The organism is Candidatus Pantoea bituminis, from assembly GCF_018842675.1.
GTDB lineage: Bacteria > Pseudomonadota > Gammaproteobacteria > Enterobacterales > Enterobacteriaceae > Pantoea > Pantoea phytostimulans.
In genome coordinates this window covers 804,109-816,878 of record NZ_JAGTWO010000004.1, presented here as the reverse complement: position 1 = coordinate 816,878, position 12,770 = coordinate 804,109, and the positions used below count along the sequence as shown (strand labels likewise).

Annotated in this window: 12 protein-coding genes; 9 read left to right on the top strand and 3 right to left on the bottom strand. The window is 47.7% G+C overall.

What is annotated here, in order from left to right:
* Window positions 1-132 precede the first annotated feature (132 nt).
* Complete coding sequence (locus KQP84_RS07625; RefSeq protein ID WP_215845824.1) at window positions 133-1,239, top strand: FRG domain-containing protein; 1,107 nt, start codon at window positions 133-135, stop codon at window positions 1,237-1,239.
* A 773-nt stretch (window positions 1,240-2,012) separates the two neighbouring features.
* A complete protein-coding gene (locus KQP84_RS07620; RefSeq protein ID WP_215845823.1) occupies window positions 2,013-2,867 on the top strand; it encodes a PA4780 family RIO1-like protein kinase in 855 nt (284 codons plus the stop codon).
* A 169-nt stretch (window positions 2,868-3,036) separates the two neighbouring features.
* On the opposite strand, the gene KQP84_RS07615 is transcribed toward KQP84_RS07620, so the two are convergent.
* Together KQP84_RS07615 and KQP84_RS07610 are read right to left on the bottom strand one after the other, a co-directional pair.
* Window positions 3,037-3,678, bottom strand: a complete 642-nt coding sequence (locus KQP84_RS07615) for an aspartate/glutamate racemase family protein (RefSeq protein ID WP_252515238.1) — start codon at window positions 3,676-3,678, stop codon at window positions 3,037-3,039.
* A 395-nt stretch (window positions 3,679-4,073) separates the two neighbouring features.
* Window positions 4,074-5,663: a glycosyltransferase family protein gene (locus tag KQP84_RS07610; RefSeq protein ID WP_252515237.1), complete on the bottom strand. Its 1,590-nt coding sequence runs from the start codon at window positions 5,661-5,663 to the stop codon at window positions 4,074-4,076.
* Window positions 5,664-6,170: 507 nt separating this feature from the next.
* On the opposite strand from KQP84_RS07610, the gene KQP84_RS07605 reads away from it, so the two are divergent.
* The 7 genes from KQP84_RS07605 to speG all read left to right on the top strand — a co-directional run bounded on the left by KQP84_RS07605 (window position 6,171) and on the right by speG (window position 12,335).
* Complete coding sequence (locus KQP84_RS07605; protein ID WP_215845822.1) at window positions 6,171-7,739, top strand: ABC transporter substrate-binding protein; 1,569 nt, start codon at window positions 6,171-6,173, stop codon at window positions 7,737-7,739.
* Window positions 7,739-8,791, top strand: coding sequence for an ABC transporter permease (locus KQP84_RS07600; protein WP_215845821.1), 1,053 nt, complete (start codon window positions 7,739-7,741; stop codon window positions 8,789-8,791). Before KQP84_RS07605 ends, KQP84_RS07600 begins: the two co-directional genes overlap by 1 nt.
* The gene (locus KQP84_RS07595; RefSeq protein WP_215845820.1) at window positions 8,788-9,645 is read left to right on the top strand and encodes an ABC transporter permease; all 858 of its coding nucleotides are present in this window, start codon (window positions 8,788-8,790) and stop codon (window positions 9,643-9,645) included. The genes KQP84_RS07600 and KQP84_RS07595 overlap by 4 nt, the downstream gene beginning before the upstream one ends.
* A complete protein-coding gene (locus KQP84_RS07590) occupies window positions 9,635-10,468 on the top strand; it encodes an ABC transporter ATP-binding protein (RefSeq protein ID WP_215845819.1) in 834 nt (277 codons plus the stop codon). Before KQP84_RS07595 ends, KQP84_RS07590 begins: the two co-directional genes overlap by 11 nt.
* Window positions 10,461-11,138: an ABC transporter ATP-binding protein gene (locus KQP84_RS07585; RefSeq protein ID WP_215845818.1), complete on the top strand. Its 678-nt coding sequence runs from the start codon at window positions 10,461-10,463 to the stop codon at window positions 11,136-11,138. Before KQP84_RS07590 ends, KQP84_RS07585 begins: the two co-directional genes overlap by 8 nt.
* 65 nt (window positions 11,139-11,203) lie before the next feature.
* Window positions 11,204-11,656: a GNAT family N-acetyltransferase gene (locus KQP84_RS07580; RefSeq protein ID WP_215845817.1), complete on the top strand. Its 453-nt coding sequence runs from the start codon at window positions 11,204-11,206 to the stop codon at window positions 11,654-11,656.
* A 133-nt stretch (window positions 11,657-11,789) separates the two neighbouring features.
* Window positions 11,790-12,335 (top strand): spermidine N1-acetyltransferase, encoded by a 546-nt coding sequence (gene speG, locus KQP84_RS07575; protein ID WP_215845816.1) that lies wholly within the window; start codon window positions 11,790-11,792, stop codon window positions 12,333-12,335.
* Here the strand turns inward: speG and KQP84_RS07570 are convergent, their stop codons facing one another.
* A complete protein-coding gene (locus KQP84_RS07570) occupies window positions 12,336-12,755 on the bottom strand; it encodes a hypothetical protein (protein WP_215845815.1) in 420 nt (139 codons plus the stop codon).
* Window positions 12,756-12,770 lie beyond the last annotated feature (15 nt).

The window sequence follows — 12,770 nt, the reverse complement described above, 5'->3', positions numbered from 1 at the left end:
AGCATATTTATTCTTGATTGAATATTTTTATTAAGTAAATTTCTTTTTGGTCGATAACATGCTTGACCCCTTCTTAAAATTGACTTTTAGGTGAAATAATTGTTCAGAAAACCGTCTAAAAAAGGAATTATTATGCATAAGCACGAAGTTGCATGTGTCGGCGATCTATTAAAAATAGTCAACGAAGTTGCAAAAAGAAATAAAGACCGGCAATTATATTTCCGCGGTCAAGCAGATGCTAGTTGGGGGATAGCATCTTCTCTTTGCAGATTATTGAACACTAATAGTATTAAACCTCACCCAGTTGATAATATGCCCCCAACTCTCGCCTCAAAAATTTCGCACTCTCGATTGGCAACTGAATTATTTGATAGTTTCAAAGATAAGTTTGTGCTGTACTCGGAAGTTAATATAATTAAAGGTTACGAACTTAATGATATAGACCTGCACGTCATGGCTCAGCATTATCAGTTACCAACCCGTGTAGTAGATCTAACTAAAAACCCATTAATTTCACTATACTTCGCCACCGAAGAAAACAAGCCTAACACTGATGTCACTGTATTTATTTTAAAAGAAGGTTATTCCGAAACTTCTAGCAGCGTTTTCCAATCTAAATTAGATAAAGCACGAAATAAATATTATAACTTTTATCAATCGATCAGACCATACATGCGTAGCGGAGAAAATTCATCTTTAACAAACGCAGTTCAGTTTGTCAAAAACTACAAGTACGATTTTTTTGATTCAAAGCAGGATTTAATCCTATGCCAAGATGATATTCACCCAGATCACTGTGCTCTGCTCGGTTACTTGGGAGCGATTAAAGATGCTAGTATAGAAAAAATGTTAGATGTTATTGCACATGAGGATGGCTTTAACTTCAGACAGCCTCATAGTTCAATTAGTATATACAATTCTAATTTACAGGTTATAACTCCTCTTCCAATCAACCAGCGTATTAAAAATCAGCAGGGGTTATTGCTATTCTCTAATATTATAAACCAACCAATTTTTGAGGCAACGCACTTTACTGATGAAAATACTGTTTCTGATACAGATTTTGATTCACAAAACTTCACGAATGAAAGCTGTCTAAAAATCATTATCAAATACAAGCATGTAGCTGCTATTAGAAAAGAGCTGGAACGTTATGGCATTACTCGGGATTTCATATACCCTGAGTTACCAAATTATACTGTGTATATGAAAGAAAAAATTCTAGAACGTTACATCTAAAACTGAAATTTATGCAGTTGCAAAACGTTGTAAGAATATCCCAGCATAGTCGCTAAGACACTTTAATCAGCATGTAACGTTGATTATGCTCAATAACTCAAAATGAGCGTATGCTGCTCAAGCATTTAACAGGATTGGTTGCTACCTTGATTCGCCCTAACACCGGCTCAGGCCGGTTTTTTAATACTAGGGAAAAAGTGATCACTCTCAGTGCACACTAGTGCACATTTACCTTCAAACTACTCACCAACTAACTCCATGAATTTATTAAACAAAAAATAAAAGTGAACAGTGTGAACACTTTTCTCTAAAATCATTTTATTTTGGAATTAACGCCGGGCATTCGTTATCCTTGCCCTGCCGTTCCGGGGTATGAGATCCAATAATTGGTACACGATTAGGTACACAAATCAAAGTTGAACTGTCGAAAAACACTTATTTTCATGAGGTTGCGACACCTATTCAGATTCCGCCAGCCCAAAATCCCCCATCGTTGATCACCAGAGTCATCCGATGAAGTCCTAAGAGCCCGCACGGCGCAAGCCCTGCGGGCTTTTTTGTGTCTTAAATTAGCGCTGCGAAATCTGAATTTTCCTGAATAAATCCAAACTTTTTAGACACCTTGAGAAGTACCTCGTAAAATGTGATTGTTTTCGTGATGCCTAAACGACGAAAACCCAATGATAGCCACTGTCCAAACTCTGCCAATTTTTTCCAGTATCACCGTTTGTGTTATTGATACGAAAAGCGGCTGAAATAAGGTATAAAGCCGCATGAAAATCCCAAACAGAATCCAACCGCTGGTCGATGACGGCCTGATAGACGAAGTGCTCCAGCGTCTAAAAAGCGGCAAAGAAGCAGACGTGTACACTGTCTTATGTGGTGACAAAATCCAGTGCGCCAAAGTGTACAAAGAAGCAACGCAACGTAGCTTTAAGCAAGCCGTGCAGTACCAGGAAGGTCGTAAAGTCCGTAATTCGCGTAATAGCCGTGCAATGCAAAAAGGTTCCAAATTCGGACGCAAGCAGCAAGAAGAGTCCTGGCAAATGGCGGAGGTCGATGCGTTGTTCCGTCTGGCTAACGCGGGTGTGCGCGTACCACAGCCTTATATGTGTATCGACGGCGTGTTACTGATGGAGCTGGTCACGGATGTTGAAGGTATGGTCGCTCCTCGTCTTAGCGATGTGACCTTAACAGAAGAAAGTGCCATTGCTGATTTCGATACCATGATTCGCAATATTGTGCGCATGTTGTGTGTAGGCATCGTACATGGCGACTTATCAGAATTTAACGTGTTGCTCGATGCGAATGGCCCGGTAATTATCGACTTGCCGCAGGCGGTAGACGCCGCTGCTAACAACCATGCTCAATCAATGTTTGAACGCGATGTGAATAACATCACCGCTTATTATGGTCAGTTCGCACCGCAATTATTGCAAACGCGTTATGCGAAAGAGATTTGGCTGTTATATGAAGATGGAAAATTAACGCCAGAAACACCGCTAACCGGTCTCTTCGTCGAAGAGAATCACACAGTGGATATGGATTCGTTGATGGATGAAATCATTGCAGCGGAAGATGAGTTTTACGAGCGGCAGCGCGCAAATAAAGAGCGAGACGATGAATAAATGCCAGAACGATATGCGTCGCTGAGGTGCTTTAGCAGCAGAAAAGAATCGTGGAAAGAGAAGCAGCCAGACGCTGAATACACGCAATCTGCTCCAGTCGAATTAAGCTATCTCATTTAAAAAAGCCCGTGAAAGCGGGCTTTTTTGTCTTTGATACCCACAGTAACTTTTAGCCAAAGCAGCGTTGTAAACTGAGATGTGGGCTTGCTAATACACGAGCATCACCCGTAAAAGCTTTAATCGCTGGTGCCATAGAGACTTGTGCAAGGGCAACATTATCTGCTCCCTCATCTAATGCTTTTTTGATCGCTTCAGCTATTAACGCAAGATAGCTATCTCGATCGCCTGATTTAAAGATCTGCCATGCTTCCGATACCAGTCGTACTTCAGGCTGTAACCGTGTCGTATCTCCACAAAAAAGGGCTGTCGTGGTCGCTAATGTAGACGGTGCGGCATAAAGCACCACCGACTTTCCAGGACGATCACCTAATGCATCTGCCAACATTTGATCGGTTCGGTACACTGCGCATCTCTTTTCCAAACAAGGGAAATTTTCAGCTACTGCACCCAGCGTTGAACAGGTGATCAAAACTGCGTCAAAATGAGGCATTATCGACTGAATAAAAGAGACCAATTGCTGCTTTAGTTCCACCGTCAATCCGCCCGCCTGCTCAGCTTCAGCCAACCAGTGCGGCACGACTAGATGACTTAAATGAATAGCGGGAATGTTGAGTTTACAGGCTGCATCGTCAAAAATAGCGATATTACTCGCGGCGGTGTGTAAGCAGGCTACAGCCATTAGATTTCCCATTCATTGAGTACGTTACGCCAGTAAAGCATCAATGGACGATATTCAACTTCATCAAGAGTTGCAACAATATTAGCAGCGTAATTTTACGCTTTTTAATCAAGTGTAATATCAAAGCCTACCAACGATTGATTTAGAATATCAATTTCATTGACATTATTAACGCTTAAACTAACCCCTAATCTCTTAACGACTGGTAGATAATATCTGTAATTTTCTCGCCTACGGTTACATCATCTATTTGTAACTCTTCCTGTAAAACCTTTTCACGTTTTAACCGCATTGGATCGCGATGGTTGACAATATTTTCTACAAATCGTGCAATATCCTTTTCATTCCTTGCCACATCATAGGCATCATAAATAAAATCTGCGGTTTTATTCAGTCCGTAACACGTCTTATGGGTTAGATAAAGAATGGGCTTTTTCGAGGGAGGTATTCAAGTAAAAAGATCCCATATCAGCAATAAGCGCATCAGATTGGGAGAATGAAGATTTATAATCATGACTGAAGTCCCAGCTAACATTACTCCGGGTCTTTGAGATATCAACGAGCTTTTGGTAGTTATCCTGAGTCTTTTGACTTGCCACATTCAACCACTGTTTTAGCAAAGGATGAGGACGAATGATCACATGAACATCATCACGTTCAATCAGTTTTATGATTGCCGCATGATAAATATTAAATGTGCTGTACATCTTCCGGTTTCCCGGCAGGATAAAATGCGGTGTCCATAGAAACGTTTTAACCTTCCCCTTCGTTTTATTCTCTTCATCAAAACCATAACGGCGATCGTAATAATCAAATTTAGGATGCCCTGTGACATAGACATGCTTATTACCTGCATGGCATTGAGACGCGAACTCTTTTCTGTGTCTTTCGGAGCGAGAGAAAATCCATGTCGCTAAATTTTGACATAGCAAATTGTATTGATACACCATGGTTTCTTCACCGATGCCTGTATCGAGCGCATAAGGAATATAGGCAATTTTAACGCCACGCTGATACAGATATTCGCTGCGAAAAGCTTCTGGCCTCGCTTCGTCATAAGGATTCTGCAGGAAAACGACATCAGGCTGGCGTGAATCCAGCGAATAATCCTCGAAACCAATGTAATCGAGCGACCTCTCTTTGAGTATGCCGCGCTGGAGATCACCCCTTAGATCGGTGGCGTTGAAGTTCAGATAGGGCACAACAACAATACGACAATCAAAAGCGGGATTACTGCGCATAGCATCAATCACCGATTCAAAATTTGTCCATCCTGGCGGCCACTGGAAGTAAAAGTCCACTTTGATTGGGCCAGAGGGTGAAGGTGATAATTTTGCAGGAGAGACAATTTCGTGTAATGGCTTGTTAAACTGCGAGCGACAATCACTCTTTTCATTCATGCTTTTATCAGTAAAAGGGCTGCCGCTAGTGGGGAAAATGCCTAACCATAAATCCCGATGCATACCTGTGTGCCAGTTTACGTCCAAAGCATACTCTTGCTCACTTTTTCCCTGAAGCAAGGCTTGTAATCCACAGCGGTAATTGGTTAATAACGAGGTGTAATAATCTTTATTAACCACGTAGGCACAGGAAGAACTCGCGACATTAACGCGGACCAGATAATCAACCGTTTTAACCGGAGTGACTTTATAGTAATTTGCAGCGAAGAGCGCAACACTCCATTTTATCTTCGATAACGCATTGAGAAAGCGTTTTATATTTTCATAATTACTTTCACACTCATTAAAACAAAAATCATCCTCAATGATAAAAGCATTATGCCAACCCTGCGTTTGCGCCATCTCTACTGCATTAATATGTGATTGAGACCGATGACAAGCTGAAGATTCACCTGATGGCGTTTCAATACGAACAATTTTATCATCAGGTACCCCCAAAGAACGCAATTGGTCAGCGAGGAACGCCCAGCGGCCTTGATCTCCATCAAGTATTATTAATATGAATTTATCAATAACCTGCCAGTTTATCATCGTCATAATGCCATCATATCTTTTACAGTTAATAAATATCACCTGCGGGCAAGCCTGATACTGACTTACTCACTGAAATGACGTGCCTATTCACCTAAAGCGACAAAGCGGGTTAAAACTTAAACTCCCTATTAAAAAAGACAAATCCATTCAACCGTTTAAAAGAGTGGAACACGATTTTTTATTTTAACCACCCTTATTAAATATACGTTCACGCAAAGATCCGAAACTTTTCTATTTACTCAAACTGATTGAAAAAAGATCGATAAATCCCCTTAAAATAAAATCGTGCCACCGGATTAGGTTATTAATGCGCTAATAACCGCTAACAGAAGTATGCATTTTTTCTCGGCTCTATTACGCTTGTAGCGTTTGAACATAATGTCTGCCCACACGCTTATAACTGCATCGTCAGCCTTATACCTTTTTTGCATATCATTAGCCTATTTTCGACTATTCTTCGTCTCGGCCCTTTCGTACACTCGCGTTACTTTTTTTAGGCAAGGAAATTTCATGAAAACAATAATTCCATCACTGCTGGCAATGACGCTGGCTGCAGCCTTCACAGCCCATGCCGCCACGCCAAAAGATACGCTGGTGATTGCTCAATCAACTGATGATGCCGACAGTTTTGATCCGGCCAAAGGTTTTGAACTTACCACCGTGCAGGCTTTTACCAATATCTATCAACGTCTGGTGCAGTCTGATCCGCAAAATCCTATCGATCTGCAGCCGACATTAGCCACTTCCTGGCAAGCTGGCAGCGACAATCGCAGTATGACGTTTGAGCTGCGTAAAGATGCGAAATTTGCCAGCGGCAATCCGCTGCGTCCAGAAGATGTGATCTTCTCGTTGGGTCGCGTGGTCAAGCTGAACCTTGATCCTTCTTTTATTCTTACCCAGCTCGGCTGGAACAAAGACAACGTTGATACTTTCCTGAAGAAAGTCGATGACAATCATGTTCAGATTAGCTGGAGTGCTAACGTCAGCCCAACATACGTTCTGAGCCTGCTTTCTGCGCCGGTTTCATCCATTGTTGATGAAAAAACGGTGATGGCGAATGCAAAGAATGGTGACTTCGGTAATCAGTGGTTAGCAACGCATTCAGCAGGCAGCGGTCCTTACCAGATCCGCAAAGTCGTTCTGCATGAAGTGGTGTTGCTGAGCGCCAACCCAACCTCACCTGCAGGTGCGCCAAAGCTGAAAAACATTTTAATTAAAAACGTACCGGAACCCGCTGCTCGCCGTCTGTTGCTGGAGCAAGGTGATGCGGATATTGCCCGCAACCTGGGTGCTGACCAGATTGCTTCACTTAAAGGTAAAGCTGGCGTGAAGACCGAAGCCATTCCAATGGCGTCACTTTACTATATTCAGTTCAATATAGGCGCCAATGATACGCTGAAAAATCCGGCGTTTTGGGAAGCAGCGCGTTACCTGTGGGATTATAACGGCATCGCCAATGACTTGCTGAAAGGCCAGTTTGATGTGCATCAGACTTTCCTGCCGAAAGGTTTCCTCGGCGCGCTGAACGATACGCCCTACAGCTATGATCCTGAAAAAGCCAAAGCGATTCTGAAAAAAGCGGGTTTAAACAACGTCTCCTTTACGCTTTCTACCAGCAATCAACCGCCATACCTTGATATCGCGCAAGCGTTACAAGGCAGCTTCGCCAAAGGCGGCGTGAAAGTGGACGTGGTGCCGGGATTAAGCTCTGAAGTCTCAACTAAAGTAAAAGCGCATCAATACCAGGCTACGCTCAATGCATGGGGTTCCGACTATTTCGATCCGAACACCAACGCCGCTTCTTACGCTTATAACCCGGAAGATGGCAGCAAAACCCTGGCTTATCGATCAGACTGGCATATCCCGGAACTGAATAAGCAGGTATTAGCCGCAACCGCTGAAAGCGATCCAGCGAAGCGCGTTGCATTATATGAAGCTATGCAGCGCGAAGTGCTGAAGAACTCGCCGTATGTGATTGGTATGCAGGCGAAAAACCTGATTGCTCTGCGTGATAACCTCAAAGGCTATGTACAGGGCATCAACCCTGACATGGTTTACTACTCGCAGGTTACGAAGTAATGGCAAATTCTGCCCACTCTGCCGGGTTCGCCCGGCATTTTTGGCAGCGTGCCGGGCGCGTTTCCACCAGCTTGCTGTCGCTGCTGGTGACGTTGCTCGGCCTGCTCGCCTTCACCTTTATGTTGTCGCACCTTTCACCGATCGATCCGGTGCAGCAGATTGCGGGCGATCACGCCAGCGAAGCGACCTATGAGCAGGTACGCCACGAGCTGGGTCTGGATCAGCCAGTATTAATGCAGTTCTGGCACTACATTGAGCATCTGGCGCGGGGCGATCTGGGTGTGTCACGGTTGACTAACCAGCCGGTCAGCAATGATTTGATGCAGACTTTCCCGGCGACGATTGAACTGGCCAGCTGCGCAATGATCTTCGCGGTAGTGTTTGGTGTTAGCCTGGCGTTACTTGCGGCATGGAAGCCAGGCAGCATCATCGATAACATCGCTCGCTTTATTTCACTGTTGGGCTATTCAGTGCCAGTGTTCTGGCTCGGCCTGCTGGGCATGTTGCTCTTTTACGCCGTGCTGCATTGGTCAGCCGGACCGGGACGACTGGATGATATCTGGGTTTATACGCTGGAGCCAAAAACCGGTTTTGTGTTGATCGACAGCTGGCTGTCGGGCGAGCCGGAGATGTTCCGTAATGCGATTGCGCACTTATGGTTGCCGGTAGTGATTTTGGGCCTGCTGGCGATGGCAGGTATTACGCGCCTGTTGCGTGCTGCACTGCTGGAAGAGAGCAGTAAAGAGTATGTGACGCTGGCTCGCGCCAAAGGTGCCGGACGCGTTCGTATCCTGCTGCGTCATATCTTCCCTAACGTACTTGGCACGCTGGTCACGGTGATTGCCCTTTCCTACGCCACGCTGCTGGAAGGTTCAGTGCTAACCGAAACCGTGTTTGCCTGGCCTGGCGTCGGTCGCTACATGACCAATGCGCTGTTCTCCGGCGATGTGCCCGCAATCCTGGGTGCCACATTACTGATTGGCGGCTGCTTTATTTTAATTAATGCGCTGGCGGATGCCCTTACCTGGTTAACCGATCCGAGAACCCGATGACGCAACAACTCTCTGAACTTGAAACTGTGCGGCCTCGACGCCGCCAACGCCGCGTCACCTCATTAACGATTGGTCTGACGTTAGTGGCGATCCTGATCCTGATGGCGCTGCTGGCTCCGCTGCTTTCGCCTTACGATCCCAACCTGCAAACCATATCGAATCGCCTGCTGCCGCCTTCCGCGCTGCACTGGTTCGGCACTGACGGCTTTGGTCGCGATTTGCTGTCCCGCGTGATTTACGGTGCGCGCCCAACGCTACTGCTGGTGTCGTTGATTTTGATTCTAACCATCCCGGTTGGTCTGCTGATTGGCATTACCGCAGGTTACGTCGGTGGCTGGACGGAGCGTGTGCTGATGCGCATCACCGATATCTTCCTGTCGCTGCCGAATCTGGTGATTGCACTGGCGCTGGTGTCAATTATGGGGCCGGGGTTAATGAACGGCGCACTGGCGCTGGCGCTGACCAGTTGGCCACCGTTTGCGCGTCAGGCTCGTGCTGAAACGCTGGCGCTGCGCCGCAGTGATTACCTTGCCGCCGCACGTATGCAGGGTATTACCGGCTTCCGCCTGATGTTTGGTCATATTCTGCCACTTTGCATGCCGACAGCGGTGGTGCGAGCGGCCCTGAGTCTGGGCGGTATTATTCTTTCTGCTGCTGGCCTCGGCTTTCTTGGCATGGGCGTACAGCCGCCAACGGCTGAATGGGGTTCAATGGTCGCGGAAGGCAGTAAAGTCATTTTCGACCAATGGTGGGTTGCTGCCGCTCCGGGCGCCGCGATTCTGTTCGCCAGCCTCGCTTTTAATCTGACAGGCGACGGCCTGCGTGACCGACTGGATACCCGACATGCAAAATAATGTCTTACTTCATGCCGAGTCGCTCACTATTCGTAGCGATGATGCGCTGCTGGTAGATAACATCAGTTTTACCCTTGGTCGTGAGCGCGTGGCGCTAGTGGGCGAATCTGGCTCGGGTAAATCTCTGACTGCTCGCTCCTTGATGGGCCTACTCTCCCCTGCTCTGCATTTACAGGCAAAACAGCTGCAAATAGCCGGAGAAAACGCGCTGAAGTTACGTGAGCGAGACTGGAATACGCTGCGCGGCAACCGCGTTGCGATGGTGATGCAAGATCCGAAATATGCCCTCAATCCTACCCGCACAATCGGCTGGCAAGTTGAGGAGCCGCTGCTGCTGCATCGCCGCCTCAACCGCGCTGAGCGTAAAGAGAAAGTGTGCGAGATGCTCAATGCAGTGGGATTACCTGATCCACGTCGACTGATGCAAAACTATCCCCACCAGCTTTCTGGCGGCATGGGCCAGCGCGTGATGCTGGCGATCGCCTTGATCACCGATCCCGATTTCCTGATTGCTGATGAACCGACATCCGCACTGGATCATGCTATGCGCGATCAGGTGCTGGCGCTGATCCGTGGTTTAGTCGAAGCGCGCAATATGGGTTTGTTGCTGATCAGCCACGATCTTCAGCAGGTTTCAGAGCACTGCGAACGCGTGATGGTGATGTACAAAGGCCAACTGCTGGATACGCTGCCGGCTAATGAGCTGCCTAACGCCACCCATCCTTATACGCGCACCTTGTGGTCGTGCCGCCCGAGCAAAGCTACGCATGGCCAAACGCTGCCGGTGTTGGATCGTGCTGCGCTGGAGGTGAACCGTGATTAATTTGCAGAACCTGAGTGTGGCGCACAAGCAGGGTTACGAGCTGCGTACCGTGGTGCATGATGTCAATCTCCAGGTTGAAGCGGGTGCCTGCTTTGGTTTGGTTGGCCCATCCGGCTGCGGTAAATCGTCGCTGCTGTGGGTTATGGCCGGACTCAATCCGCACTGGCAAGGCAAGATGCAGCTGGCGGGTAAAGATGTTGCGCCTGGTAAACCGTTTACCGGTGAACTGCGTCGCGACGTACAGATGGTTTTTCAAGATCCCTACGCCTCGCTGCATCCGCGTCACCGCCTGCGTCGTACCCTTGCCGAGCCGTTAAAATTGCTGAAGCGCGACAACATTGACGATCGTATCAATCAAGGCTTTCGCCATGTTGGCCTGGATCCGGCACTAGCGGATCGCTATCCGCATCAGCTTTCAGGCGGTCAACGTCAGCGTGTAGCGATTGTACGTGCGCTGCTGCTTGAGCCGAAGATCCTACTGTTAGATGAGCCGACGTCGGCGCTCGATATGTCGGTACAGGCTGAGATCCTTAACTTGCTAAGCGATCTGAAACGCCAGGATGGCTTAACCATGGTGTTGGTGAGTCACGATCCTGATGTGATCGATCACATGTGCGACAGCGCGGTACGCATGGCGCAGGGCCGCATCGTTGAGCAGATCGGCGCGTAGTACTTGAAGCGTGGTCCAATTTCGTCGTAGGGTAAAATCCCCGTAAACGGAATGCTGAGGACCACGTGTTTTCGATTCAACAAGAACCCTTCTCACCCTGCGCTGCAGCGTTGATTGCCGCGTTAGATCACTGGCAAAACGCCCTTTACCCGCCCGAAAGTCAACATTGCACCGACCTCACGGCGCTCGCAGACGATGAGCTGATTCTGCTGATGGCGCGTGATACACAAGGCCGCGCAGTAGGATGTTTGTCGTTAATGATTCAGCCAAACGGTTTTGGTGAATTAAAACGTCTGTTTGTTGCACCCGAGATGCGTGGGCAAGGTGTGGCAGAACAGTTGATGGCCGACATTGAAATGCAGGCGCGTGACGTCGGTTTACAGCAACTCAGGCTGGAAACCGGTCTACATCATCACGCCGCGCTGCGATTTTACCAGCGTCTGGGCTATCAACGCTGTGCAGCCTTTGCGCCTTACGGCGACGACCCGCTCGGCGTCTATCTCAGCAAAACGCTGTAATACGCCATTCCGCCCCGCTTCTGTGTGCGATAGCCAGATTGAATGATGAGAAAGTCGCGGTTTAACGCCTCCATGCAAACGCGAAGCCGTAACGGCTATACTCGCGGCATTGATGACATAAAAGGAATGAAAAATGACGGTTAAATTACGCCCGCTGGAAAGGGAAGATCTGCACTTTGTTCATCAACTGGATAACAACGCCAGCGTAATGCGTTACTGGTTTGAAGAGCCTTATGAGGCGTTTGTTGAGCTTTACGATCTCTACAACAAGCACATTCACGATCAAACTGAACGTCGCTTTGTGGTTGAGCATGATGGGCAAAAAGCCGGGCTGGTGGAGTTGGTTGAGATCAATCATGTCCACCGCCGCGCAGAGTTTCAGATCATCATCGATCCTACGCATCAGGGCAAAGGTCTCGCCAGCCAGGCGGCTAAGCTGGCGATGGATTATGGTTTCTCCGTGCTTAATCTTTACAAGCTCTATCTGATTGTTGATCAAGAGAACGAGAAAGCGATCCACATCTACACCAAGCTGGGTTTTGAGATTGAAGGCGTGCTAAAGCACGAATTCTTTATCAACGGCGAATACCGCAACACCATCCGCATGTGTATTTTCCAGCACCAGTATCTGGAAAAGCATAAAACGCCAGGCGGCATGCTGCAACCTACCGCGCAGTGATTAACCGCGCGCGCCAACCGGGTTCATAAACGGACGTGGATGCTCTGGTTTAAGGTTGTACATGCCGCCATAGAAAGGATCGACCAGCAGCCAGCCAGGGAATCCGCCCAGCGGAATGTTACCTAACAGATACCAGAGGTTGGCGCGTGCCTCGATAGGCATCGTCACCGGCACATAACCAGGACTTTCCAGCATCAGCAGATAATGTTTTTTACCGAAGTAACGGCCGGTTGATTTTTCCAGCTCAACGGTTTGCGGCGTGAATCCCTGAGCAACCGCGCGGCCGTTCTCATCCTGCACCGTGAAGCGTGCGCCCTGCGGCAGGGAATCGATGCGTACCGATTGGGTTTCGTTGCCGACAATGGTGGCACAACCGCTAAGCAGTAGTGCAGCGGCCAAAGCCAGAATTCGCTGTTTCATGAAGGGATCCACTAA